At 59.8% G+C, this 25,604-nt stretch carries 21 protein-coding genes and 2 pseudogenes; 17 read left to right on the top strand and 6 right to left on the bottom strand.

All coding sequences use genetic code 11. The annotated features are described in order from the left end of the window. Positions 1-118 precede the first annotated feature (118 nt). From ACN9MO_RS29475 to ACN9MO_RS29450, 6 genes are all read left to right on the top strand, one after another. Positions 119-706: a L,D-transpeptidase gene (locus ACN9MO_RS29475; RefSeq protein WP_057251729.1), complete on the top strand. Its 588-nt coding sequence runs from the start codon at positions 119-121 to the stop codon at positions 704-706. 186 nt (positions 707-892) lie between these two features. Further along, positions 893-1,024 carry an ABC transporter gene (locus ACN9MO_RS29470; RefSeq protein WP_082615903.1) on the top strand — a complete coding sequence of 44 codons (132 nt, stop codon included), beginning with the start codon at positions 893-895 and terminating at the stop codon, positions 1,022-1,024. A gap of 147 nt (positions 1,025-1,171) precedes the next feature. Next, a complete protein-coding gene (locus tag ACN9MO_RS29465) occupies positions 1,172-1,744 on the top strand; it encodes a hypothetical protein (protein ID WP_057251730.1) in 573 nt (190 codons plus the stop codon). Between the two features lie 219 nt (positions 1,745-1,963). After that, a complete protein-coding gene (locus ACN9MO_RS29460; RefSeq protein ID WP_057251731.1) occupies positions 1,964-2,551 on the top strand; it encodes a protein-S-isoprenylcysteine O-methyltransferase in 588 nt (195 codons plus the stop codon). Between the two features lie 10 nt (positions 2,552-2,561). Then, entirely contained in the window at positions 2,562-3,344 is a 783-nt protein-coding gene (locus ACN9MO_RS29455) for a hypothetical protein (protein WP_057251732.1), read from the top strand. Then, positions 3,341-4,204, top strand: a complete 864-nt coding sequence (locus tag ACN9MO_RS29450; protein WP_425987322.1) for an SDR family NAD(P)-dependent oxidoreductase — start codon at positions 3,341-3,343, stop codon at positions 4,202-4,204. The genes ACN9MO_RS29455 and ACN9MO_RS29450 overlap by 4 nt, the downstream gene beginning before the upstream one ends. Positions 4,205-4,420: 216 nt before the next feature. On the opposite strand, the pseudogene ACN9MO_RS29445 reads toward ACN9MO_RS29450, so the two are convergent. The 3 genes and pseudogenes from ACN9MO_RS29445 to ACN9MO_RS29435 all read right to left on the bottom strand — a co-directional run. Then, positions 4,421-4,504: pseudogene (locus ACN9MO_RS29445) on the bottom strand (hypothetical protein); the annotation flags it as partial. A gap of 620 nt (positions 4,505-5,124) precedes the next feature. Further along, complete coding sequence (locus ACN9MO_RS29440; RefSeq protein ID WP_112995129.1) at positions 5,125-7,983, bottom strand: DNA translocase FtsK; 2,859 nt, start codon at positions 7,981-7,983, stop codon at positions 5,125-5,127. Positions 7,984-8,475: 492 nt separating this feature from the next. After that, positions 8,476-8,694 (bottom strand): annotated as a pseudogene (locus ACN9MO_RS29435) (nucleotidyltransferase); the annotation flags it as partial. A 450-nt stretch (positions 8,695-9,144) separates the two neighbouring features. On the opposite strand from ACN9MO_RS29435, the gene istA reads away from it, so the two are divergent. The 6 genes from istA (at position 9,145) to ACN9MO_RS29405 (ending at position 16,740) form a co-directional block, all read left to right on the top strand. Continuing rightward, positions 9,145-10,698 carry an IS21 family transposase gene (gene istA / locus ACN9MO_RS29430; RefSeq protein ID WP_113737822.1) on the top strand — a complete coding sequence of 518 codons (1,554 nt, stop codon included), beginning with the start codon at positions 9,145-9,147 and terminating at the stop codon, positions 10,696-10,698. A gap of 18 nt (positions 10,699-10,716) precedes the next feature. Beyond that, a complete protein-coding gene (gene istB / locus ACN9MO_RS29425) occupies positions 10,717-11,493 on the top strand; it encodes an IS21-like element helper ATPase IstB (protein WP_060521043.1) in 777 nt (258 codons plus the stop codon). Positions 11,494-12,188: 695 nt separating this feature from the next. Further along, positions 12,189-12,392, top strand: coding sequence for a cold-shock protein (locus ACN9MO_RS29420; RefSeq protein ID WP_112995127.1), 204 nt, complete (start codon positions 12,189-12,191; stop codon positions 12,390-12,392). Positions 12,393-12,863: 471 nt separating this feature from the next. Then, a complete protein-coding gene (locus ACN9MO_RS29415; RefSeq protein ID WP_162728024.1) occupies positions 12,864-13,454 on the top strand; it encodes a hypothetical protein in 591 nt (196 codons plus the stop codon). Between the two features lie 395 nt (positions 13,455-13,849). Further along, positions 13,850-16,291: an arylsulfatase gene (locus ACN9MO_RS29410; RefSeq protein WP_112995125.1), complete on the top strand. Its 2,442-nt coding sequence runs from the start codon at positions 13,850-13,852 to the stop codon at positions 16,289-16,291. Between the two features lie 296 nt (positions 16,292-16,587). After that, entirely contained in the window at positions 16,588-16,740 is a 153-nt protein-coding gene (locus ACN9MO_RS29405) for a hypothetical protein (protein ID WP_425987317.1), read from the top strand. Between the two features lie 221 nt (positions 16,741-16,961). On the opposite strand, the gene ACN9MO_RS29400 is transcribed toward ACN9MO_RS29405, so the two are convergent. Further along, positions 16,962-18,395, bottom strand: coding sequence for a DUF1254 domain-containing protein (locus tag ACN9MO_RS29400; protein ID WP_112995124.1), 1,434 nt, complete (start codon positions 18,393-18,395; stop codon positions 16,962-16,964). Positions 18,396-19,225: 830 nt separating this feature from the next. On the opposite strand from ACN9MO_RS29400, the gene ACN9MO_RS29395 reads away from it, so the two are divergent. Continuing rightward, positions 19,226-19,564 carry a DUF2147 domain-containing protein gene (locus ACN9MO_RS29395; protein ID WP_112995123.1) on the top strand — a complete coding sequence of 113 codons (339 nt, stop codon included), beginning with the start codon at positions 19,226-19,228 and terminating at the stop codon, positions 19,562-19,564. Positions 19,565-19,936: 372 nt separating this feature from the next. Here ACN9MO_RS29395 and ACN9MO_RS29390 read toward each other — a convergent pair whose 3' ends face one another. After that, a complete protein-coding gene (locus ACN9MO_RS29390; protein WP_112995121.1) occupies positions 19,937-20,293 on the bottom strand; it encodes a hypothetical protein in 357 nt (118 codons plus the stop codon). Continuing rightward, a complete protein-coding gene (locus ACN9MO_RS29385; protein WP_425987314.1) occupies positions 20,290-21,372 on the bottom strand; it encodes an IS5 family transposase in 1,083 nt (360 codons plus the stop codon). Before ACN9MO_RS29385 ends, ACN9MO_RS29390 begins: the two co-directional genes overlap by 4 nt. A gap of 31 nt (positions 21,373-21,403) precedes the next feature. Between ACN9MO_RS29385 and ACN9MO_RS29380 the strand changes: the two genes are divergently transcribed. The 4 genes from ACN9MO_RS29380 to ACN9MO_RS29365 all read left to right on the top strand — a co-directional run bounded on the left by ACN9MO_RS29380 (position 21,404) and on the right by ACN9MO_RS29365 (position 25,598). Then, complete coding sequence (locus ACN9MO_RS29380) at positions 21,404-23,113, top strand: adenylate cyclase (protein ID WP_425988280.1); 1,710 nt, start codon at positions 21,404-21,406, stop codon at positions 23,111-23,113. Between the two features lie 198 nt (positions 23,114-23,311). Then, positions 23,312-24,040, top strand: coding sequence for a DUF2092 domain-containing protein (locus tag ACN9MO_RS29375; protein WP_425988277.1), 729 nt, complete (start codon positions 23,312-23,314; stop codon positions 24,038-24,040). Further along, on the top strand, positions 24,037-24,249 hold the full coding sequence (locus ACN9MO_RS29370) for a hypothetical protein (RefSeq protein WP_112995118.1): 213 nt from the start codon (positions 24,037-24,039) through the stop codon (positions 24,247-24,249). Before ACN9MO_RS29375 ends, ACN9MO_RS29370 begins: the two co-directional genes overlap by 4 nt. 77 nt (positions 24,250-24,326) lie before the next feature. Continuing rightward, positions 24,327-25,598 (top strand): alpha/beta hydrolase, encoded by a 1,272-nt coding sequence (locus ACN9MO_RS29365; RefSeq protein ID WP_375374120.1) that lies wholly within the window; start codon positions 24,327-24,329, stop codon positions 25,596-25,598. Positions 25,599-25,604 lie beyond the last annotated feature (6 nt).

Raw genomic sequence — 25,604 nt, 5'->3', positions numbered from 1 at the left:
AAAACCTGGAGTGTCATTATCTATCCTGTTGCCGGGTGTAGTTCATTGGAACTTGGACAGAGAATATTGTAATGCTAAAAAACGAATCGGGGCGCACCATTTTTCTCAGCAGGTAAAGATGGACAATCACCGCATTACACGGAGATTCCTGGTCATCGGCAGCCTTGGGCTGTTGGCCGGGTGCAGTTCAAGTTGGCCGCGCGTTTCGTTTCCATCCCTGTATGGCGGAACGCCCGGCGTCGATCGCCGCTACCGAAAACAACACGTCCGATACGACGGCAACGAGCCAGCCGGAACGATTGTTGTGGACACTACGCAACGCTACCTCTACTCGATCGAAGATGGTGGATGGGCGATGCGCTACGGAATAGGCGTCGGAGAGGAGGGCCTTACCCTCAAAGGCCAGGCCGTTGTCGGCCGAAAGGCCGAATGGCCGTCATGGACGCCGACCGCAAGCATGATCAGACGCAAGCCGGAGCTGGCGCAATACGCCGGTGGAGTTTCCGGCGGTCCCCACAACCCGTTGGGGGCGTCGGCCCTATACCTTTATCGCAACGGTCAGGATACCAAGTTCCGCCTCCACGGCACGAACGCACCTTGGACCATAGGGCAGGCGGTTTCCAACGGCTGCATCCGACTTACGAACGACGATATCGTTGATCTCTACGCGCGGACGCCTGTTGGAACTCCGGTATTGATCATTTGATGATGTACTCTATCTGAGTGCGGTATTGGGGTAAGGCCGACATGCATTTAAATCTTCAAAGTTTGGTAACGATAATCCGACTGACGAGTGTGCCCTTTCCGCACTAGGCCGAATCTCGAAATGCCACTAATACTATGAATGTTGCCTTCGAATAACCATTCCGATCACAGAGGGAAGGAAATATTGATGAGCAGAATTCTAATCGTAGCAGTTGCGTTGCTTTCCGTTGCCAGCCTCTCCGCTTGCGGAACAATCGGCAAAGGCAAAGGCAAGGCCCCGCCACCGGTGGCCGAAGAACCGGCGCCCGTCTACAAATAGTGACTGACGCTAATTCGGGGAGGATCTCACGGTCCTCCCCGCCCTGAATGATCGTGGCCGCCTTGGCCATGCGTCGTGGCGCGTGGATCGATAAGCCCAGGCGGCAAGTTCAAGTGCCCATTGGAATTCGGGAGATTTGGCGCAGTAATGACGCGTGTACTAGGTCGCATTCCGTTCGTCGTCTTAGCCGCCATGGCGGTTACGGCGTGCCAATCGCAAGACAAGGGCCCGCAGCCACGCTATGTCTCAAGCGTTGCGGGCAGCCCATCGCAACAGCGCGATCAGGGCTACTTCATCGAATTCCGCTCGCGTTATGCGCTCAGTTACGGCCATTCCTATGTGGTTTTTGGCCGCCTGACCAAGTCGGGAGCGATGGTCAATCCGGAAGTGGCGGGACTTGCTCCTGCAACAAACGACACCGCTCCCTACGTGCTGGGCCATGTTCTCCCCGTCCCGGCCGAGACGGGCGTGAGCGACGGTGACCTTGAGGACCGATACAGGTCTGCGAGCTGGCGCGTCATGTTGACCGAACCGGAGTACAGAGACGTCGTCGCCAAAATCCGAAAACTCAAGGCCGAAGCCAAGTTCTGGCATGCGTCGCTCTACAACTGCAACGCGTTTGTGGCCGATATCGCGCGTTCCATGGGATACAAGACACCGGGCATCTGGCTCAGGCCCCAGCAATTCATCACAAGGCTACGCGAGATGAATGGCGGGTAGGCTGACGAGGGCACAGACTCCTCGGCTATCAGGCGACCAAGGGTCAGATGCGCCATCGTTGGCTACGACCAGCGCCCCTCATGGTCGAGCCGACATCAGCCTTGGCGCGCACTCCTCAACTTTAGCACCTTGTCAGGTCGAAGCGGCGCATGGCAGTCTCGTCCTTTGCCGTTGCGGCGTTCAGAAGCCCAACAAAAGCTTAGGTGAATCAACGTGAACATGTCTGTCGCTTCCATTGGCGAAATCGTGTGGGTCATAGGCATCGTTGCCTGGTATGTGGTTCGTTACCCATTCGAGCGCCGTGCAAAGCGTGTGCGGGTGATGAGCAGCCGCCGCTCGGTGACCGATACGATTGGCTTGGCTGCCGCTTTACTAGGCCTTGCGATTTTGCCTGGGTTCTACGTTGCAACAGGAATTCCCGCATTTGCCGACTATCCCGCGCATGCCTGGATGGTGGGGCTTGGGGGCCTGATCTTTGCTTTGGCTCTGTGGACGTTCCGTCGCACCCACAAGGAACTCGGCCGAAACTGGTCGATCTCGCTGGAAATCCGCGAAAAGCATCAACTGATCAGCAAGGGCCCGTATGCCGTCGTGCGCCATCCGATGTATACAAGCTTCCTGCTCATGGCGATCGGCCAGATGTTTCTGCTGTCGAACTGGGTGGCGGGCCTCTTGGGAGTCGCTGGTTTCGCCGTGCTTTTTTTCCTGCGTGTGGACAAGGAGGAGCGCCTGATGCTGGAATTCTTCGGTCCTGAGTATCGCGCCTACATGGACAGGACCAAGCGCATTATACCTTATCTTTACTAGAGGTGGCACGATGCGAGGCCGACCGGTCAAGCTTTCTGCGGCACGACGCCTTGTCGGGGATCTGATGCGATTTTCGATCGCCGTGCCGCGGGTCACGGTACAGCGACAGATGAATATCAGTGGATTGCAGGAAGCCAGGACGAGCCAGACGGAACGCCCCTCCTGGACAGTGCTGTTCCTCAAGGGGTACGGGCTACTTTCCAAGGAGACACCGGAGCTCCGCCGGGCCTATGTCAAGCTGCCAAGATCGCAACTCTATGAGTACCCGGGAAGCGTCGCGTCCGTGGCGCACGAGCGCGAACACGAAGGTGAACGGGTTGTGCTTCTCAGTACGATCAAGACACCCGAGCAGCGGTCGATCCCCGAGTTGAGCGCCCTGCTTCAGGAGGCTCGATCCCGTCCCGTTCTTGAGATCAGGGAATTCCGGCGTGCGCTGAAAATTGCGCGCTTGCCCGCGCCGCTGCGGAGGTTGTTGATGTGGCTCGGCCTCAACATGGGACGTCAGCGGGGCCACCGATTCGGGACTTTCCAGTTGTCGGTCTATTCCGGCCTGGGTGCCGAGTCGCTCAATCCGCTGACGCCGCTCACGACGATCTTCAACTATGGCCCGATCGGCGAAGACGGATCGGTCACCGTACGCATTCACTACGACCACCGCGTCATGGACGGCGCCAATGTCGCGCGCGCATTGGCTCGTTTCGAGGAAATACTGAACGGGGAGATCGCTGACGAGGTGGCTAGCCTTTCCGCTGCTCAAATCCTGCCAAGCACGGCGCCGGAACCGTCAGCATGATATCGGATCAAAAACCACGACTCGCAATTGTTGTAGTCGGAGCGTCACGAGGCATAGGCAGAGCCATTGCCGAGCTTGCCGCGCGAGATGGTGCACCTGTCGTATTGGTCGCACGATCACTTGGGGGGCTGCACGCCGTGGAATCCTCCATCAAGCAGGCGGGCGGCGAGGCATTCTCCCTACCAGTCGATCTCACCGCCGACGATGCGAAGACGATTCTCGAAGAGTTCCTCGCGCGGGAAAGCCTTCTCTGCGACGTCCTCGTCAACAGCGCCGGCTATGGCCTGCGTGGCGCGGCAACCGCTTTGCCGATTGCCGACCAGGTTGGAATGATCGACGTCAATATCCGTGCCCTCGCTGACCTGACATTGCACCTGTTGCCGGGCATGGTCGAGCGAGGCCGTGGCGGCGTTATCAACCTCGCCTCTGTGGCCAGCTTCACCCCCGGCCCGTACATGGCCATGTATTACGCGAGCAAGGCGTTCGTGCGTTCCTTTTCCGAGTCGTTGTACCAGGAGACGCGGAAGACGGGTGTAACGGTGACCTGCGTCGCGCCGGGGCCGGTGTCGACCGAATTCCTTGAAAAATCAGGCGCCAACAGGGCTGCCCTGTTCAAAGCTTTGCCAAAAGCCAGTCCGGAATATGTGGCAGATTGCGCCTGGCGCGGCTTCAAGGCCCGCCGGCGGCTGGTCATTCCGGGAATTTCCGCCAGATTGGCAATCCTGATGGCAGGCATTCTTCCCTCCGCGGCGCTTTTGCCGCTGGTCGGCAAGCTGCAACTGCGCGGCAACGACCCGTGCCCCTGCGGATCCGGGAAGCAGCTCAAGCACTGCTGCCGCGCGGGCCACGCTAAGGGCTGAACAGCCTCGGCGTGATCCGCCTCCACCGCCAGCTTTCGGTGGGATAATTCGCCAAGGTGCGCCCGAACGAACCGGGTTCCGACCGTTGCCCTCGTCACTGGGCTTTGGCGTCAGTGGAAAGGAAACGCGCTTCCCACTCGCTTTCCGGAATTTCATCACCAACCTGAAATCGAAGGCGACGACGCTTTTGATATCCGGCGCGACAGCGCAGCCAAACTTGATGTTGAACCAGCGTCCCCTGCTGCGAAAGGCCGCCCCATCGGCGCTGAGTTTCCGCCCGGACAGCCTGATCTTGGCCATTGCGTAGGCGACGAGAGTGTCCGGTTTGAAGTTCGCCTTCCAGCGATGAACTCGCTATGGCCTCGAGATTGCAGAGCTGGACGATCTGCTCATCGGCTGCAAGCTGCGAGAGCCCTTCCAGCGCCTGCCAGCTGCGTGGATCGGCGAGTATCGCCGCCGAAAAGAACTGTTTTGCTTGAATGACCGGGCGAGCATTCCGGCGGTGGGGTGGCTGTTTCCACGGCCGGCTCCGTCTCTGGCACTGGCTGCGCCGCCGGCGATGCAGTCTGTAGCTCAAGCACTGGCTGCACGACATCCGGGCGAAGCACGCGGCAATTCCAGTATCTGAACGTGATCGCCTCATCCGGGGTGGGAACGGGTCGCCGAGGCGGCGGGAGAAGGAGGAGCGCCAACACGGCGAGGGCATGAATGAGGAGAGCAAGCACAAGGCTTCGCCAGATCGTTGTCTCATTGCGGCGACGCGCTACTGCTTGCACCGATCAGATCATCCCATGCGCGACACCGGACACAACCACTCCTGGCGGCTGTGACGCTACCACCAAGCCAAAGATAGAAAAGCCGCCGCCAACAACCTGTCAGCGGCGGCTTGAAACCCATATTCTTGCGGCGGCGCGCCGATATCAATCCATGTCGTCGTTTTCGGGTACGCTCATGTGATCGCGGTTGCCGTAGATGATCTCGCGCTTGCCGACATGGTTCGCCGGGCCGACGAGGCCTTCCTTTTCCATGCGCTCGACCAGCGAAGCCGCCCGGTTGTAGCCGACGCCGAGGCGGCGCTGGATGTAGGAAGTCGAGCACTTCTTGTCGCGCAGCACCACCTTGACCGCCTGGTCGTAAAGTTCGTTGCCGTCTTCCGACGCAAGTGCGCTCTTGTCGAACACCGGCGTCTCTTCCTGCGGTTCCTCTTCCTCTTCTTCCGCCGTGACGGTTTCGAGATATTCCGGGCGCCCCTGCGTCTTCAGATGTGCGACCACGTGTTCGACTTCCAGGTCGGAAACGAACGGACCATGCACGCGGGCGATGCGTCCGCCGCCCTGCATGTGCAGCATGTCGCCCTGTCCGAGCAGCTGCTCGGCGCCCTGTTCGCCGAGGATCGTGCGGCTGTCGATCTTGGACGTCACCTGGAAGGAGATGCGGGTCGGAAAGTTCGCTTTGATCGTGCCGGTGATGACGTCGACCGACGGACGCTGCGTCGCCATGATCAGGTGGATACCGGCGGCGCGCGCCATCTGCGCCAGCCGCTGGATCGCGCCTTCGATCTCCTTGCCCGCGACCATCATCAGGTCGGCCATCTCGTCGACGATGACGACGATATAGGGCATCGGCGCCAGGTCCATTTCCTGCTGCTCGAACAGCGGCTCGCCGGTGCCCTTCTCGAAGCCGGCCTGGACGGTGCACATCACGGGCTCGCCCTTTTCGCGGGCGGCGGCTGCGCGCTGGTTGTAGCCGTCGATGTTGCGAACGCCGAGCCGCGACATCTTGCGGTAGCGGTCCTCCATCTCGCGCACGGCCCATTTCAGCGCCATTACCGCCTTCTTCGGATCGGTAACGACAGGCGTGAGCAGGTGCGGGATGCCGTCATAGACGGAAAGTTCGAGCATCTTCGGATCGACCATGATCAGGCGGCACTCTTCCGGCTTCAACCGGTAGAGCAGCGACAGGATCATGGTGTTGATCGCCACCGACTTGCCCGAACCGGTGGTGCCGGCAACGAGCAGATGCGGCATCTTTGCGAGCTCGGCAATCACAGGCTCGCCGCCGATTGTCTTGCCCAGGCACAGCGCCAGCTTGTAGCCGGTCTTGCGGAAATCGACGGATTCGATTAGCTCGCGGAAATAGACGGTCTCGCGGGTCGCGTTCGGCAGTTCGATGCCGATGACGTTGCGGCCGGGCACAACCGCGACGCGGGCCGAAAGCGCCGACATGGAGCGGGCGATATCATCTGCAAGGTTGATGACCCGCGACGATTTCACGCCGGGTGCCGGCTCGAACTCGTAGAGGGTCACGACCGGCCCCGGGCGGACGTGGATGATCTCGCCCTTGACGCCGAAGTCTTCCAGCACGCTTTCAAGCAGGCCGGCATTCTGTTCCAGTTGCTCCTGGGTCATGAAGAAGCCCTGGCCGACAGGTGCTTCCTGCAAAAGGTCCTCGGAGGGGAATTCGTAGGCGACCCCCGCAAATGTGCGTTCAACCACCCCGATTGCCGGCATTGTGTTCGGCGCACGCGTGACCTGCGCCGGCATGGTGATCGCCGCCTTCGATGCGACGGGCGCCGGCTGCTCGACCTCGACCGGCTCGGCCTCGATGATTTCCGGTTCAGCCGCAGCCGTGGCTGCAGGCGCATCGGCAACGGCAGCATGCGTCGGCACGACGGCCGGAGCTTCCGCCGCCGCGGAAGCGGGCTCATGCGAAACCGCGACAGTCTCTGCCTTTGCGCCGCGGACGTCGACGACACGGAACAGCGAGGTGATCGCCGTCGGCGGCATGCGACGGATTTCGATGGGGCGTACGGGCGCTGGCGGAGTGACCGCAACGGGAGCAACGGCAGTAGGAGCGACGAGGGGCGTCATCGGTGCCGGTGCGGCGGTCTCGAGAAAGGGCTGCGGACGCGCGGCATCTTCGCCGACAAGGTCGATATCATCGGCCGGACCCAACTCGAAGAAAGCAAAATCCGACAGGAAGACCGAATGCTGGGCACCCGGATCGGCCGGCGTGCCGGCTGCTGGCTGCGCCTCTGCGACCGGCTGGGATACGGCGATCGGCGTCGTGAGAACCGGTGCAAGCGCGACAGCGTCATCGGCCTCGACGCGATCGAGCATCGCCGGCTCGATCGTGTTTTGCGCCGCAGTCCACGTCGGCAACTGGTTGGTGAGCATGCGCAACAGTTCGGACGGGCTATAGGATGGCAGCGTGACCTCGACCTGCGGCGCGTCTTCAGAGGCAGGGGCTGATGCTTCCATCTGCGCCGGCTCGACCGAAGCAGACACGACGGGCTCGACAGTTTCTACCAAGACCGGAGCAGGTTCCGCCGCCACCGCGACGGTTGCCTCTTCGACTGCGGCTGCCGTTTCGCTTTCGTCCACCTGCGGCGCCCGCCGCTTCATGAATTCACGTTCGGGCGTGCGGGTAAAGCGGACATTCGGCGCCAGGAAGAAATGGCTCTCCCAGGTGGAATCGCCGTAGTGGCCGGCAATGTCCGAAAGGGTCGGCAAGGGTTCGCTCATCGTCGACGTCACCTGTGCAGGAGCGTAGGCGGAACCCTGCCCGTAGAGGCGGGTCGCACGGCTCATAGTTTCGACCTGCTGGTTTGCCGGTCGGCGGGGCGCCTCCGGCGCCTCGTACAACTGATAGGGATCGGCGGGTTCCGCCTCATGGGTGGGCATACCGCTCAACGCATCATCCTGCGGTCCATCGAAATAATCCGCCTGGTTTGCATCATGCAAAGCAGCCTGTGAGAAGTTTGTCCTGGGAATACGCATGGGTCCTGGAAGAGCTAGAGAGATCGCCGCGGGGCCTTCTAAGCGATAGGAAATGAAGGTTAACAACTCCCTTCCAACGCCCCGTTTCGAGCCGGGGTTCGTGGTCGATTGCCGCCTTTCTGTGGGCTTCATGCAACGGCAAGGCCCGACGCCTCAAGGGCGCCGCGACCTGCTGTCGCTGGCCGCACGCGGCTGAAAATATTTCTGGAGGAAGAGCCAAATTGACGGATGGGTCCAGCGCCTGTGGTGGCGCGCTATCAGTACCACCAGAAAAACGAATCGGGCCGGCGCGCAGTTAAATGGCGGGACTGCGGACTCTCACCCGCCTGCCTCCTTGCGGCGCTGAATTTCCCGAAGCCGATCGCGGTTGCGATTGCCGATGTAAGCGGCCTACCCTGAAGAGAAGATTGTCGGGAGTGACGATGCTTTGCATGATCGTGTAGACGCGGTCGAACCATCGACCCGAACATCAATCCCGACCAAGACGAGGGCTCAGGTGGCGTCCGCTGCCCGAGCCAGTTCGGTCAGCCGCTCCTGACCGATCGTCTCGACGAGACTGAGGAGATGGCCCGTCCGCTCGAGAAGCCAGGCAAGCGCTTCCTCGGTGATTTCAAAGTGTTTGGAGTAGCGTGCCTTCACATAGGCTTCGTTCAGAACGTTGTGCCATGCGCTGAAGCGATGCTGGTCCCGCGGCCAAGCATCGACGAGCCGCTAAGCAGAACGTCTGGGCCTTAACGCCGCGGGCGCAAAATCGCGCCGCGCGTCCAGCTCGGTGCAATCGCAAAGGTAAAGGAACCTTTTGGAAACTGCCACGCCACGCGCAGACGAGGGAAACATGGACACGCCGGATTTCGTCAACACTGGCTCGCCCTGTGTGAGCAAGCAGAAGATTTCGAGTTACTGGCATACAGCGAATGGGGACCGGATACTGTCCCGACCAGTCGTTGACGGTCAACAGCGTGACTGCGGGTTTCGGTAATTCGCGGACATGGATTCCATTAAATCCCGGACAGCGATTTCACTAAATCCGGGACAGCATTTCCGCTAATTCCCGGACAACGCTTCCGGTAAATCCCGGACAGTCTTTCGGCGATTAAAACATCGACTTTCGCACGCGCCGTTTTTGCCATTCTGGACCCCGATTTGAGAGGGGTGCGGGGAATGGCGAGACGGAAGCAGGCGAGACTTATTGACGTGAAGGACATTCGATCGATATTGCGACTGACGCACGAACAGGGGCTTTCGGTTCGTGCGATATCGGAACGGCTGAAGATCAGCAAAACGACCATTTCGACCTACCTGCTGCGGGCGCGTGAGGCCGGGCTGACGGGCTGGCCGTTGCCGCCTGGGCTTGACGAGGACGCTGTGTTGCAGCGTCGCCTGTTCCATCGTCGCGGCCGCCCGCCCCAGGACATGCACGCGCCAGACTGGGGCCAGATCGCCAGTGAACTAAAGCGAAAGGGCGTGACGCTGACGCTGTTGTGGCAGGAATATCGCGAGCGGCACCCCAACGGTTATGGATACACATGGTTCTGTGAGCGTTTCGCCGCTTTCGAACAACGCGCCAGCGCCACTTTCCGCAATCGCCACACCGCCGGCGCGGCGATGCAGACCGACTATGCTGGCCACACCGTCCCCGTCATTGATCCGGCGACGGGCGAGATCCGGCCGGCGCAGATCTTCGTCGCGGTTCTGCCGGCCTCCTTGTACACCTTCGCCTATGCGAGCTTCACTCAACGGCTGCCAGACTGGATCGAGGGTCAGCAACGGGCGTTGAGCTTCTTCGGTGGCGTGACCAAGGCGATCGTCTGCGACAACCTCAAGGCCGGCGTTGCCAAGCCCTTGTGGTTCGAGCCGACCATCAACGCCACTTTTGCAGCATTCGCCGAACATTACGACACGACGGTCCTGCCGACCCGCCCAAAACGGCCGAAGGACAAAGCCAAGGTCGAAGGCAGCGTTCTGATCGTTGAGCGCTGGATCCTGGCGCGACTGAGGAATGAGCGCTTCTTCAGCCTCGCTGATCTCAACGTGCGGATCAGCCAGCTCCTCGACGATCTCAATAACCGGCCGATGCGGCGGGTTGGCAAATCCCGACATCAACTCTTCGAGGTGATCGAACGCGAAGCGCTCGCCCCCTTGCCAGCAACGCCATTCGAATATTCCGAATGGAAATCGGCAAAGGTTCATCCCGACTATCATGTCGAGGTCGATAAGGCCTTCTACTCCGTGCCGCACCGCCTGATCGGCCGCCAGGTGGATGTCCGGCTTACAAGCCGGATTGTCGAGGTCTTCCATGATCACCAACGTGTCGCCAGTCACCGCCGGACGTCGCAGCGGGCTGGTCACGTCACCGTCAACGAACACATGCCCAAGACGCATCAGCACTATGCCAACACCACTCCGGCGAGCCTGATCAAACAGGCCGCAAAGATTGGCCGCAACGCTGCGATCCTGATCGAACGGCTGATGCGCGACAGGCCCCATCCCCAGCAGGGATACCGCGCCGCTCAAGGCGTTCTATCACTCGCGCGCCGGTACGGACCTGAGCGTCTTGAAGCCGCGTGCGATCGGGCGCTGACGATCAATGCGACCAGCTATTCCTCCGTCAGCACCATCCTCAAATCCGGCCTCGATCAAGCTCCACCAGCCGCCGAGCCGGTCAAGCCAGCCCCGCCGCATGGCAACATCCGCGGCAGTTCCTATTACCAGTGAAGAAAGGAAGACACTTGAATGCTCACACATCCAACCCTCGACCAGATGCACGCACTCGGTCTATCCGGCATGGCAGCAGCTTATCGTGAACTGGCCAATCAGCCCGAGGGCAGCGATCTCAACCGCGACGAATGGCTGGGTCTGATGCTCGACCGGGAGATGGCCGTGCGCGGTGACAAGCGCCTGACCAACCGGCTTGCAATCGCCAAACTGCGCTTCCCCGACGCTTGCATCGAGAACATCGACTTCGCCGCCCATCGCGGCCTTGACCGCAGACAGCTTCTCTCCCTGGCACAAGGCGAATGGCTCAAAGCCCATGAGCACTTGATCCTGACCGGACAAACGGGAACCGGCAAAACCTGGCTTGCCTGTGCCATCGGACGGCAGGCGGCCCGCCTCGACTATTCCGTTCTCTATGTCCGGATGCCTCGTCTCTTCGAGGATTTGGCCCTGGCGCGCCTCGACGGTCGGTTCCCTCGATTGGTCGACAAGCTCGCACGTGTTCAACTGCTCATCTTGGATGACTGGGGAACCCATGCGCTCAGCGATCAGCAGCGGCTGGATCTCCTGGAAATCTTCGAAGAGCGCTACCGCAGGAAATCAACTCTGATCACCGCCCAACTCCCCGTGGCGCAGTGGCACGAGATGATCGGGGAGCCGACTATCGCTGACGCCATCCTCGATCGCATCGTTCACAACTCTCACCGAATTGCGCTCGAAGGCGATAGCATGAGGAAGCAAAAGCAAACCTCGCTCTTGACCGAAACGCGAAACGCCGAAATCAATAACAAATGACATCAACCAGGCGAACGAAGGTCGACCCCGCGAGACTGTCCGCGATTTAGTGAAACGACTGTCCGGGATTTACCGGAATCGCTGTCCCGTTAATCCGAAATCCGCAGCGTGACACCCTCCACGTTCGATTGGGCGACCAAAATCCTATCAAACGGGTCGTTATGGATCGCTGACAGTCCATCCACCGATACTGCGTGTTCGCACCAGGCAGCCGGAGCGCATGATGGCGGTGGAGCAAACGACCACAGCTGTTGGCGAGACCGATGGATGATAATGAACGGATATTGCCGGCTTCGAAGGCTATCGAACCGCCGGCCTGCACGAATTCACTTCCCTTGACGAACCCCGCGGCGGTCGCGCTGCGTGACGTCGCCACGCTGCGGTCCCTCAAGGGCAAGATCATCGTTGTCGAATGTAGGGCATGCCGGAGATATGGGGAACTCGAACGCAAAGCCTTGGTGACGAGATTCAAGGCGACCTTCCCGCTATCCAGGCTCCGACGCGCCCTTGTCGGCGGATGTGAGCGAATGTGCGCCGATGGGCTGGATCGGTGTGATGCCCGTTTGTCCGCCAGAGACCCCTCTGAGTAAAGTTCTCGACGGAAAGGCGGTCGTTATCGTCCGTAGTTGCCGCAAGATCGCTCATTGAATAGGCTCAGCGATAATGTGAAACCTGCTCAGTTGACGAGGACGTCTATGGCCATCGGTACCGTGAAGTTTTTCAATCAGGAGAAGGGTTACGGATTCATCTCTCCAGAGAACGGCGGAACAGACGTGTTCGTCCATGTGTCAGCCGTCGACGGGGGAACGCTTCTTCGCGACGGGCAAAAGGTCAGTTACGAGATTGGTCAGGACCGCAAAACCGGCAAATCCCGAGCCGAAAACGTTCGGGCGGTCTAAGCGATAGCGTTCGCTGGCCACAGAACTAATCATGCGAGAGGGCCGACCATCTCGACCGATCTCAGATCGGCCGCCAATCTCTGGTCGCCAGACTATCCCTGGGGACGAACCCGGGAGCAACTTGAGGAGGAACTGCTTGCGATCGAGCGAGAATGGGGCCAACCGGCAGACCTCAGCCGCGCAGCGCCGAGTCTCGTCGACGACACAGCGGAACGGGAGTGGTTCGCAGCTTACCTGCGCAATTCGGCCTCCCCCGCCGATGCGATCTCCTTATGGCGCTGGAGCGTAGAGATCGATGCGCGCGACATCCTGCCGGCGATCCGCGTTCCGACGCTGATTACACAAAGAAGCGGCGACCGCTGGGTCCGACCTGAGGAGGGCCGTTATCTGGCAGACCGCATTCCCGGCTCGAAATATGTTGAGTTGCCTGGCGACGATCATATCATCTGGGGCGCAGATTCTGACCGGCTGATGGACGAGATCCAGGGGTTCTTAGTGGCCGCCGTTCCGTCCGCTCCAATTGAGAGCGCCTTGCTAACGGTTTTGCATGTCGAAGTTCAGGGCGCCATGCAAGACCCCGGCAAGGTGGAAAACTGGCAGACTGAGGCCCTTCGACAGCTTCGCACCGCCGGTGGTCAGAAGATTGAACTTGGGGAGGCCGCGCTTGTCGCCATGTTCAGGCAGCCCACGCAAGCGATCAACTGTGCATTCGACCTTCTCAACAATCTGCATCGCATCGGTCTAGATATTCGCGCAGCCATTCACATCGGCGAGTGCGAGAAGCGCGGCGATGTCTATTCAGGTCCGGTCCTAAAGCTTGCTGCCGGGTTCGCCGCTCGTGCCGGGCCAGGTGACATCATCGCGTCCCGCACCGTGCGCGATCTTACCGTCGGCGCAAATTTCATCTTTGATCCCCGCGGGGAGCTCGACCTGCCCGGCATCCCCGGGCCGTGGCCGTTCTTCGCAGTTTGGTCCTGCCTCTCAAACCTAGAACGCCTGAAGGCGCTGCGCTGCGGCAGCTTCAAACCTTGCGGGCTGGGTTCCCGCCCGTTAACCATCTAGAGACGCACAAATCGGAAACAAAGCACGAGGCATAGTGACGTCTTCACCTGCAGTCGTCGCCCATATTCGCGATATCGATAGCATGTAGGCTGCTCATAGGACCTCAGAACCTACTTCCGAGAAGCGGTTGGGCCACAGGGAATTCAATGACGACCCCTAAGCGGACCTTTGCCGCCGATGGCATGCGTATCATGCGGTATTTTGCTATGCAGGTGCTCGGTAATCAGGCACCCTCTCAGGGTTGCAAGCGTCCCGGCATGGAAGCGCTGCCAACGATTGCTCCTGTTTCTTCTGGCCTGGCGCCTTCTGGTTTCCGACCGTTGTGGCTGAACGAGCGGACATTGGTTCGTACTTCTTGGTAGACGCTGCTCCGCTTGGCCAAGAGGAGGGGTTTCATGCGTCGCTATGGAATAAAAAGCATTTCTCGTGGCGTGGTTGCTGCGCTGGGTTTCACGGCGTTGACCGGGTTTGGCTGTGCGGCGGCATTCGCGCAGACGGTAACTGGGGCACCTGGAGCAACGATCACGCTGGACGGCAAGCAGCTTCCGCCCCCCACGCCGAATTTCGGTGGGGTGATTAAGGAGAAGGCCTCGGAATCTCAGCCTTGGTGGGCTCCGCGCGTCACGCCGCCAAAAGGCGCGCCGAACGTGTTGCTGATCATGACGGATGACCAGGGATTTGGGGCACCAAGCACCTTCGGCGGCGTCATTCCCACGCCTGCGATGGATCGCATCGCCAACCAGGGCCTACGCTTCACGAATTTCCACTCGACGTCGCTCTGTTCCCCATCAAGGGCAGCGTTGATCACGGGGCGAAACCATCATTCGGTTGGTGCCGGCGTGGTGGGCGAGATCGCTACCGGATATCCAGGCTACGACTCGATCATACCGATTGAGAAGGGCACCATTGGCACGATCCTCAAGGAGAATGGCTACGCGACGTCGTGGTTTGGCAAGAATCACAACACACCTTCCTATCAGTCGAGCCAGGCTGGGCCGTTCAATCAATGGCCGAACGGAATGGGCTTTGAATATTTCTACGGCTTTGTGGGCGGTGACGCCAGCCAATGGCAACCGAACCTTTACCGCAACACGACGGCCATCTACCCCTTTGAAGGCAATCCGAGCTGGAACCTGGAAACCGCCATGGCCGATGAGGCCATCCAGTACATGAAGCAATTGAAGGAGATTGCACCCGACAAGCCCTGGCTGGTCTACTACGTACCGGGTGCCACGCATGCACCGCATCACCCCACCCCGGAATGGGTGAAGAAGATCGGCGACATGCACCTCTTCGACGAGGGGTGGAACAAGCTGCGCGAAACGATCTTCGCCAACCAGAAGCGGCTCGGTATCATGCCCGAGAACGCTCAGCTGACGCCGTGGCCGAAAGAGCTGCCGGAGTGGGATAAGCTAAGCCTTGAGGAGAAAAAGCTCTTCATCAAGCAGGCGGATGTCTACGGCGCTTACCTCGCCTATGCCGACAACGAGATCGGCCGGGTCATTCAGGCCGTCGAAGATCTCGGTGAACTCGACAATACCCTGATCATTTATATCGGTGGCGACAACGGGGCGAGTGCCGAAGGCATGCTCAACGGCACGCCTAACGAATTCACTACCTTCAATGGCATCCCAGTGCCGGTGAAGGACCAATTGCCCTGGTATCCGTTCTGGGGATCGGAGCGGACTTTCCCCCACTTTGCTGCAGGCTGGGCATGGGCGATGGACACGCCCTTCAAGTGGGTGAAGCAGGTGCCGTCGCACTTTGGCGGAACCTCGCAAGGGATGGCGATGTCCTGGCCCGGCCATATCAATGATGTCGGCGGCATCCGCCGCCAGTTCCATCACGTCATCGACATCGTGCCCACCATCCTCGAGGCGACCGGCATTCCCGCGCCGGAGACAATCAACGGCATCGTGCAGAAGTCGGTTGAGGGGGTGAGCATGAAGTATACGTGGGACAAGGCAAACGCCAACGTCCCCACCCGACACACGACGCAATACTTCGAGATGCTCGGCAATCGCGCCATCTACGACAATGGCTGGGTGGCGGCGACAACGCCGGCGACCCGCCCATGGGAACTGAGTACCGCGACGCCGCCTGACGTCATATCCGGCTATAACTGGGAGCTCTACAACGTCGACGATGATCCCACCCAGTTCAACGATCTTGCTAGCAAGATGCCCGAGAAGCTCAAGCAGATGCAGGACCTCTTCTACTCCGAGGCGAAGAAGTACAACGTGCTGCCACTGGACAATTCGACGCTTGCCCGCTGGAACACGCCGCGCCCGAACCTTACAGCCGGGCGAACTGAATTTACCTATTCGGGTCAACTGAGCGGCGTGCCGCCCAGTGCTGCCCCAAGCATCTTGAACAAGTCCTATACGATCACGGCCGAGATCGAGATACCCGAGGGCGGCGCTGACGGCATGATCGTTACAGAGGGCGGGCGGTTCGGTGGCTACGGCCTGTTCCTTAGCAAAGGCGACTTCGGCGTCGGGCGCGGCAAGGTGGTGTTTCTCTACAACCTTCTCGATCTCAAGCGCACGATGTGGGAAGGGCCGGAACTGGAACCCGGCAAGCATGAGATCGTCTTCGAGTTCAAGTCCGATGGTCCCGGCCTCGGCAAGGGCGGTACCGGCGTCCTGTCGGTGGACGGCAAGCAGGTGGCGACAAACGCGCTGGAGCACACGATCCCGGTCACGTTTCCGGAGGACGAAAGCTTTGATGTCGGGCAGGACACACGCACAGGCGTAGCCATGATCGAATATCGCTACGACGCTCCGTTCAAATTCTCCGGCAAGATCGAAAAGCTGACCTTCAAACTCGGCCAGTAGATTCAAGGAGGCCCAAACCGTGGCACGGCGCAGTGCCGAGGCGTTTAGGAGACGACATGCCGGGAACTATGGGGGCGCATGAAAGGCTATTGCTTTCGATCACGGGGTGGTCGAAGCCGCGACGGGCTTGTCGTTGATTGTGATGCCCTCACTCTTGGTCGAAGTACTGCTCGGGGCAGCACCGGATGCCGTTATTGGCCTGACAGTGGCCCGGGTAGCCGGGGCGGGCAGTCCTCGCCTTGGCCGTCGCGTGCTGGCAGGCGCGAAACGATGTGGAAGGCAAGGCGGCAAAAGGAATGGTCACGGCGATGCTTCTCTACAATCTCGCCGTCGTCGCAATCCTCGCACTCGCATGGCTCCGTCACGGCATCTCCGGAATTGCCTTTTGGCCTGTTATCGCGGGACATCTCACGCTGGCCGTCTGGTGTGTGGCGTGCAAGTCGGCATGACCTCGCATCGCGGGCGCCCGTCGGGGAGCTTCGAGATCTGATCGTGGTTGGGTCTTGGTTTAAGCGACAAAGAGGAGAAGCAGATAGAAGGGTCACAGCAAGCTACGGAACGGTGCTGGCCTTTGGTGCCATCCCCCAGGATGGACGGCGCTTCCGTCTTCGGCCAGTACAAGCGCGACGGCCAAGAGAGAGGCGCCAGCCAGATCGATGAGGCGAGGAAATTATCCCGCCACGACGATGCCGGGCGGCTCCCACGTCCCTTCCCCCGGCGGCAGGATGGATGGCGCTTCCGTCTTCGGCCAGTACAGGCGCATCACGAGATAGATCGTGTTATCGGGCGCAGGCAGCCAATTTGCCTCCTTGTCTGCGCCGGGGCTGTCTTTTTGGATGTAGAGCGTGAGCGAACCGTCGTCGTTCTTCGTCATGGCCGACAACATCGGCGAGTTGATGAGGTAACGGTTGATCGGGTTTTCGATCAGGAGTTGAGACTTGCCGTCATACATGGTCAGCGACCAGAATGCGTTCACCGGCGGCTGTTGACCAGGTGGGAACGTCAGCGTGTAGTTGTGCTTGCTGCCGTCGAGCGTTTGGCCGTCGCTGTCAACACGCGTGAACGGATAGGTCGCTTCCTCCGGGTCGTTCCCATAAATGCCGGCCTGAGCGGCGACGGCACGCTTCATCCAGTCGCCATTGTAGTGGGCGCTGTCGCCTGGAAGGCCGCTAACCCGCCAGCCATTGATCGTCTTGCCGACATTGGCGACGGCCTCGTCGACCTTCCGCTGTCCTTCCTTCATGCCAAGGCCGAAGTCTAGTTTCTGCTCCAGTGTTAGGTCCTTGAAATTGAAGGTCTTGCCTGGCCCGACGCCGATGCGTGCCAGCTTGGCGCGGATCTCCTTCTCATTTTCCTGCGCCGGCGCGAATTGCAGCGCGAAGTCGAGATAGTCGAAGAAGTTGGTCTTCACCAGTTCCTTGTCGATCTTTGGGAAGTCGATAGCTAGCGCCGCCGGCGGCGGCGTCTGCTTCAGATAGGCAGAGAGCATCTGCACCTTGTAGCCGGCCTGCACCTGCTTGACGTTGTCGAGATCATCCGGGCCGAAAAGCTGGGTGCGATAACCCGCAAGAGAAAACTGTGTGCTCGAACGAAACACCTGCTTGATGCCCGCCGGGGTGTCACCCGTCCAGTCGGGCCCCACGACCATGTAGTCGCCGGCCTCGCTCCCTGTGGCTCGGGTGCCGATATAGCCGTAATTGTAGGTATTGCCGTCGCAGAGCATGACCGAGTAGTAGCGCTTCGGGTCGATCGCTGGCACCGAGAGCACCACCGGTTCCGCCCGCAAATCCAGCCAGGCGAAGGAATAGGGCGTGTCGCTGTTGGGCGTGACGATTGCCGTATCTTTGTAGGTGAAGACGTTAGGCTCATTCTTGATCTCATTGAACGGCGCCTTGAACTGCCCCGAATTGCGATCCACCGCGTACTCGTACATGATGGCATAGTTCATCACGAGCGGCAGGCCGTAGATGAAACCTGCCTCGGCGATGTCCTTGGCCTCGATGATACCGGGGGTGCTCTGCGCCATTAGGAGGCTTGGCCTCGCAATCGCGGCGCCGGCGGCGATCGCCGCCGTGGATCGAAGCAGATCTCTCTTCGTCAGCATGTTCTTATCCCTTTCTTATTCGATCAGTTGTCGAAACGACCCGAGCTGTAGGGCAGCTTTGGAACCCTGGACGCAATTGTCCAGTTCATTGGCCTGGTGGCGAGGTACTAACAGGAAGTGAACGCTGCGATAGTCAGGATCGCCGCAAAAACTACATGTCTGTTGGTCATTGCCAGTCCGATCAAAAACACTGTTGAGCTCGGCCGTCCCGGGCCGATGGCCAAGGCGTTGGCCAAGTCGAGATGCTCTATGGGATTTGGCGAAAGGAAAGTATCTTACAGTATCCAACACCCCTACCACGGCCGCCTCCTCCTTTCTTCTGGCGAGGAAACGGCACAATGACAGCGTTGTCGAGGACCGTCGCTATCTCGTCCCTGAGGCAGTTCACGAGTTCCACATATTCGGCAAGGCGCTCGTCCCCGTTGGGGACCGCAGCCTTGTTGAACGACAGTCGGAGACGATCCGCGGTGGCGAAGTCATCGCACAAGTCGCGGAAACTTTCGTCGCGGGCAGCAAGTTCATCGATCAGGCTGGTCCGGTCAGCGAAACATCGTTTCACGAGAGAGACGTCGCAACCCATGAGTGGCCCCCAACGCCAGTGCCGGATCGGAGCGGCCTGACAAACGAACTTTCGTTGGGTTCACATGATGCACCAATACTCTCGCATAGGCACCGTATGTTACAGTTCCAGTGTAGCGGAAAGCCGCTTGCCCTACACCGTTCAGACGATGAACATAGTTTCACCTACAGCGCCTACCAGATGTTACGGGCAGGAGGCGGCAAGCGCGGTGTAGGTTCAGAGCAGCAGAACTTCCCGTTCATAGGAAAACATGATGCGTATCTTCACCATAGCCGCGATACTCACCCTGGTTGCAAATAACGCCCACGCAGACGATCCGATCGTTGGCAACTGGAAGACAGAGTTGGGCGACACCGCCGCCATCGCCTCTTGCGGAGGAGGCTATTGCATCACTTTGAAATCTGGCAAGCACGCAGGCAAGCAGATCGGCACCTTCCACGGCAGGGACGGCGAATATGCAGGGAAGATAACGGATCCCGATGCAAACAAAACCTATGACGGCTCTCTTGCTATTTCGGGCAATGCCTTGAAAATGAAGGGGTGTGTTCTGAAGATCGTCTGCGAATCTCAGACCTGGCCGCGGATGTGAAAGCCAGTATTCCTCCCTGAAACCACAGTTGTCTCCCGATGGTCGCGTCTGACGTTGCCTGGACCCACACCGCCGATGACAAGCTCACTCGACAACCATCTGCGTCGGTAGCGCACGCGGGATTACGTCGCCGCGATGACCTAGACGAGCCGCTGTTCGCGGCGTAGGTTACACCAAGTGACGCTAACTAAATCTGTGATTGTCGCGAGTTAGCGGGCCTGGTGGGGAGCACTTGATGGACACCTCTGTGGCACACGGGTGCGCGGACGCGACAGGGTCACTGCCAAGCCCGGCGGAGATTCGGGTCCAGCTCACGCGCGTCGTTTCCAGTCCGGAGTTTCCACGCACGGGCCGCGGTGCGGCTTTTCTCGCTTATGTCGTCGAGGAAGCCCTAGCAGAAGAAGTCTCCCGTTTGGCCTTTAGAATGGCCTCGTCGCCGTTGTGATAAGCGAAAGTGATCTCGATCGAGCCGCTGTCGAGCAATTCGGCATGACCGTCACCTGAGACTTCGTCCATTTCGTCGCATCCTGCCCATGTGAAGGAGACCATGGACGTGCTGTAGGCGAGATCGAGGCCCGCTTGCATCGCACCGAAGGCGATCTCGCCATGACCGTTGGCCCTGATGGTGATTGTGGCGGGCTCGACCAGGTCGAGATAATCCCGACCCCACAGATCGGCCTCGACAATCCGCCAGCGGCCGATCAGGCGGCAGTTTCTGGCCGCGCTCATGACAGCATCGCTATCAGCTTCGGTAGCCGTACCAGATTGTAAGCGGCGGCCGCGAAGGTGAAGGCCCATCCGACGCGGTCGCGGCCACGGAACTTCGTCTTGTCCTGCCCCGCGACGGTCTTGATCCAGCCGAACGCCTCCTCGATGCGCTTGCGGATGCGCAAGCTGACTCCATAGCCGGAATGGCGCGTCGTGCGTTCATCAATGGCCGAGCGGCGACCATTAACATTCTGCGCCACATGCGGCGTCACCTTCATCGAACGCAAATCTTGGACGAAGTCCTTTGTGTCATAGGCCTTGTCGGCACCCAGCGTGATCGCTTGTGGCCGGTCGGCGAAAGGTTCGATCATGTGCAGCGCCGCGACCCGTTCAGCATATCCGCTGGCCTCTGTCAGATAGGCATCGACCAGCAGCCCATGCCCCATGAAGCACAGCTTGGCCTCCTTGCCTTTGCCCTTCTTATAAAGTCTTGCGTCTGGGTCGGTCGTTGAAGCATGCGTCTCGTTGGAACGCCTTTCGCCATGAAAGTCTGCTTCCTTATTCCGACCGCCCGCATCCGAAGGTGGTTCGCCATGATCGCCCCTTGGGCCGTCCTTCGGCTTGAAGCTCTTGATCGACGCCCAGGCCTCGATCAGCGTGCCATCGACAGAGAAGTGGTCCGTTGACAGCAGCCGCTTTACTTTGGGCTGCGAAAGGATCGCACCGAGGAACTTCGCGGCGATGTCGCCTTCCAGCAACCGGTCGCGGTTCTTCGAAAACACCGAATGGTCCCACGCTGGATCGTCAATGCCAATGCCGACGAACCAGCGGAACAGAAGGTTGTATTCCAGCCGCTCCATCAAAAGCCGCTCCGAGCGGATCGAATAGAAGGCTTGCAAAAGCATGGCGCGCAGAAGCTTCTCAGGCGCAGTCGATGGCCGCCCGATCGGCGAATAGAGCGCTGCAAACTCCCGTTCCAAGAAAACCAGAGCGTCGTTCACGATCTGCCGGACTGCCCGCAGCGGATGATCACGACGAACTCGATCCTCCAGATCGACATGGCTGAAGAGTTCACCCGTCCTCACATCGCCGCCGCGCATCCATCAACCCCGAAACTCACGAAGCCAATGAATCACGGCTAAAGCCTTCAGGCCAGATCCTTTTTTCAACAGCCATCTAGCGGGGCGCGCGCACCGCCTGAAGGGATACACGATCGCGATCGAGGTGTTCAAACGCAACGAAGACTTCACTCAAGATGACCCTGTCGTTCGCATCGAGGCCGGGCGATTGAGGCGCACGCTCGAGCGCTATTATCTCGTCGCCGGCCTGCAAGACCCCATCAGAATAGATATTCCGAAAGGGCATTATGCGCCTTCGTTCGCCTGGAATGGCACGGCATCAACGCGCCCCGAGATAGAGACCGTTCGCGAGCATGACGAACAGGCAGACCGATCTCCGTCACGGATTCGGCGGACCGCGCTTGTTGCCTTCCTTTTCGGCGTTGCAGGCTTGGCCACGCTCACGTTGTGGGCTGGCGACCATGTGATCAAGGCGGCAAAGCGGGCCGGCGGCGCCAAAGCCCCCGACGAGCCGACGCTGGTGATCGCACCCTTCGCAAATCTCGGGGGCGATCCCCAGACGCAGCTCTATACGGCCGGACTGACTGAGGAGCTGCTCACCGATCTCCCACGGTTCAAGGAAATCAAGGTCTTCGGTCGCGAGACCGCGAAGTCGCTTTCCCCAGAGGTTGGGGCTTCTGAAATCCGTGGCGAGTTGGGCGCTCGTTATTTGCTGGCGGGCGGCGTCCGGGTAACCGGCTCCAAGGTGCGGGTGACGGCTCGCCTGTTAGACACATCTGACGGAGCAATCCTCTGGTCGCAGAACTACGACGACGACCTGACCAGCCGCGAACTTTTTGCTATCCAATCCGACGTCGCGAGCAAAGTTGCGACCACTGTTGCTCAACCTTACGGCATCATCGCGCAAGCCCAGACCGCCAGCGCTCCTCCCGACGATCTCGACGTCTACGACTGCACGCTTCGCTTCTACGCCTATCGTGCGGAACTGAGCCCAGAGACCCACCTGGCCGCCCGAGACTGTCTTGAAAGCTCGGTGGCCCGTTATCCGACCTATGCGACCGGATGGGCAATGTCATCCATCGTGTACCTCGATGAGGACCGCTTTCGTTTCAACCTCAGGCCCGGTCAATCGACGCCGCTTGAGCGGGCATTGCGCTCTGCTCGGCGGGCGATCAAATTGGAACCGGGAAACACCCGTGCTCTTCAATCTTTGATGATCGCACTGTACTTCAACCAACAACTTACCGAGGCGCTCCAAGTTGGCGAGCAGGCCCTGGCAATGAACCCAAACGACACCGAACTTCTGGGAGAGTTTGGAACGCGCCTTGCAATCTGTGGCCAGTGGCAGCGCGGCGCAGACTTTCTTGACCAGGCGCTTTCGCTCAATCCGGGTGGCGCAAGCTATTACCCCGGGGCCAGGGCGCTCGCGGCCTACATGCTGAACGATCACGATAAAGCTGTGAGCCTCATCCGCGAGACGGATCTACAAAAGTTTCCGATGTTTCACCTCGTGGCAGCCGCCATATACGCCGAGGCTGGGTTTTTGGATGATGCGAGGCGCGAAGGAGAGATCTTCGTGAAGATGCGTCCAGATTATATTTCGAATGTCATCGAAGAACACAGAAAGCGTAACATCAAGCCGGAAGACAACGTCCGCATGATCGCGTCGCTTCGCAAAGCGGGACTCCCTGTGCCGAGCGCAGAAGAAGTGGAAGCGAAGCTATTGGCCTCCGCACCATCGCCCCAAGCGCCTTCGCAATAAGCAGATGCTACGGCTTGGGCCGCATAGAACCTACAAGAGGTTACGGGTGTTCGGCGTCCGCGGCACTTACAGTTTGCGGTGCAGGCCGCCACGGCGACCGAGTCCGACCATGCAAGCCAGAGACTAGGCCAATGAACAGCAAAAATACGACTAATGCTCTTAGCAACCACAGCTCGTTCTCGTTTACTATTGGGGCTAATGGCGCCACCAGGAGCTATGGCGGGGGAAGCCGAGGCCAAGAACCTCCTCAAAGCGATGTCAGACTATCTCGCTTCGCAAAAGGCGATCTCGTTCACCTACGACTCAAACCTGGAAGTCGTCACAGGAGAACATCAGAAACTGCTGCTGGCGAGTTCCGGCAAGATCGAATTGGGGCGGCCGGACAAACTGCGCGCCACGCGGTCAGGCGGATTTGCCAATGTCGAAATGGTCTTCGACGGCAAGACCGTGACGATCTTCGGCAAGGACACCAACCTCTACACCCAAGTCGAAGTTCCCGGCACAGTCGAAAATCTTGTCGACGAGATGCGCGAAAAACTTCGAAAGCCAGTGCCGGGAGCGGACCTGCTGCTGCCCGACGCCTATGACAGTCTGCTAGAGGGTGTGACTGACGTGAAGGACCTCGGCAGCGGCGTGATCGGCGGTGTCGAATGCGACCACCTCGCCTTCCGAGCGAAAGACGTCGATTGGCAGATCTGGATTGCGCAGGGGGACACCCCCCGTCCCTGCCGCTACGTGATCACAGCCAGCCAGATCGACGAGGCTCCACAATACAGCATTCAGATTTCTGATTGGAAGACCAGTGTCGACGTCGCGGCACAAGACTACAGCTTCGTCAACAAGACCGACGCCAGGAAGGTCGACCTGACGGATCTTGCCAACATCGACGAACTGCCCGATCACTTGACCATGGGAGACGGAAAATGACCATGCTAGGGAAACTGAAAGCAATTCTGTTTCTTGCGGCGCTGCTGCTTCCGGCGATTGATGCCGCGGAGCAGATATCGATCCTGGGGATCTACAGCGTTGCGAAGCCCGCTGAGGCTCGCGTCGGTCGCCCGTTGACACCTGTGAGCGTCGCGGGCGTTGCGCGCAGAACCGTGCGGCGCTGCGCCGTCGGCGTCTATTATTGCTAGAGCGATATCAGAGGAAATTTGGGGGCGTTTTGACCAATTCAGATATCGGCGATGCACGTGCCGCTTCAACAGGCCGCCTGCAGCGGCTAATCCTTTGCCTGCCACTGGTCATAATTTCCGGATGCGGCGGCCATCCCAAGGGAGTGCTGACGCCCGTCGCCGAGACGTCAGCCGATGCAAGCCGAGTGGATATGCTGATTACGACCACACGTGGCCGCTCGGAAACGCCGGGCGAAATGTTCACGGGTGAACGGGCGCGAGCTCCAACGTTTGCGGACATCACCGTATCCATCCCTCCTGTTCGCAAGGTAGGCGACGTGGCGTGGCCGAAGAAGCTTCCCCCCAATCCGGTCACCGACTTTGCAACCCTGAAAGCAGACGAGTTGACGAAGGACGAAGCCAAGACGTGGCTGAATGCCTCGGTCAGGAAGAGCCCAGACCGCAGCGTGCTCGTGTTCATCCACGGGTTCAACAATCGCTTCGAGGACTCCGTCTACCGTTTTGCGCAGATCGTCCATGATTCCGGGGTCAAAAGCGCGCCCGTCCTGGTGACATGGCCGTCGCGGGGTAGCCTGCTGGCCTATGGCTACGATCGCGAAAGCACCAACTACACCCGCAATGCGCTGGAATCGCTGTTCCAGTATCTGGCTGCGGACAAGGAGGTGAAAGAAGTGTCGATCCTTGCTCATTCGATGGGTAACTGGCTGACGCTGGAAGCGCTTCGCCAGATGGCCATCCGCAACGATCGCCTGCCGGCAAAGTTCAAGAACGTGATGCTCGCAGCTCCCGACGTCGACGTCGACGTGTTCCGTTCGCAGATCGAGGACATGGGCGACAAGCACCCGCAGTTCACCCTCTTCGTGTCGCAGGACGACCGGGCGCTGGCCTTTTCGCGTCGGGTCTGGGGCGACATTCCCCGACTGGGATCGATTGATCCGGAGCAGGCCCCTTACAAGCAGGAGCTGGCGGACAACGACATTACTGTCATCGATCTGACCAAGGTGAAGGCCGGGGACAGCATGCATCACGGCAAGTTCGCAGAATCGCCACAAGTGGTTCAACTGATCGGTGCCCGGATTTCCGAAGGCCAGACGCTGACGGACAGCAAGATGGGTCTTGGCGATCACCTCATAGCCGGGACGACAGGAGTTGCGGTGGCAGCCGGCAGCGCTGCGGGCCTGATTCTCGCCGCGCCAGTCGCGGTTGTCGATCAAGCGACCCGCGACAACTATTCCAACCACGTCAGCGGGTTAGCGGGCCAGTCGGGCAGCAAGCAGAAGATCGCGATCGACTGCGGGTTTAAACAGAGCGTGGACCGTGATCCGGCGTGTCGCGCGCACCGAAACTGAAGGGGC

It is taken from the genome of Ensifer sp. R-19 (assembly GCF_049905105.1).
Lineage (GTDB): Bacteria > Pseudomonadota > Alphaproteobacteria > Rhizobiales > Rhizobiaceae > Ensifer.
The sequence above is the reverse complement of the archived record's forward strand: the minus strand, read 5'-3'. Positions and strand labels throughout refer to the sequence as shown.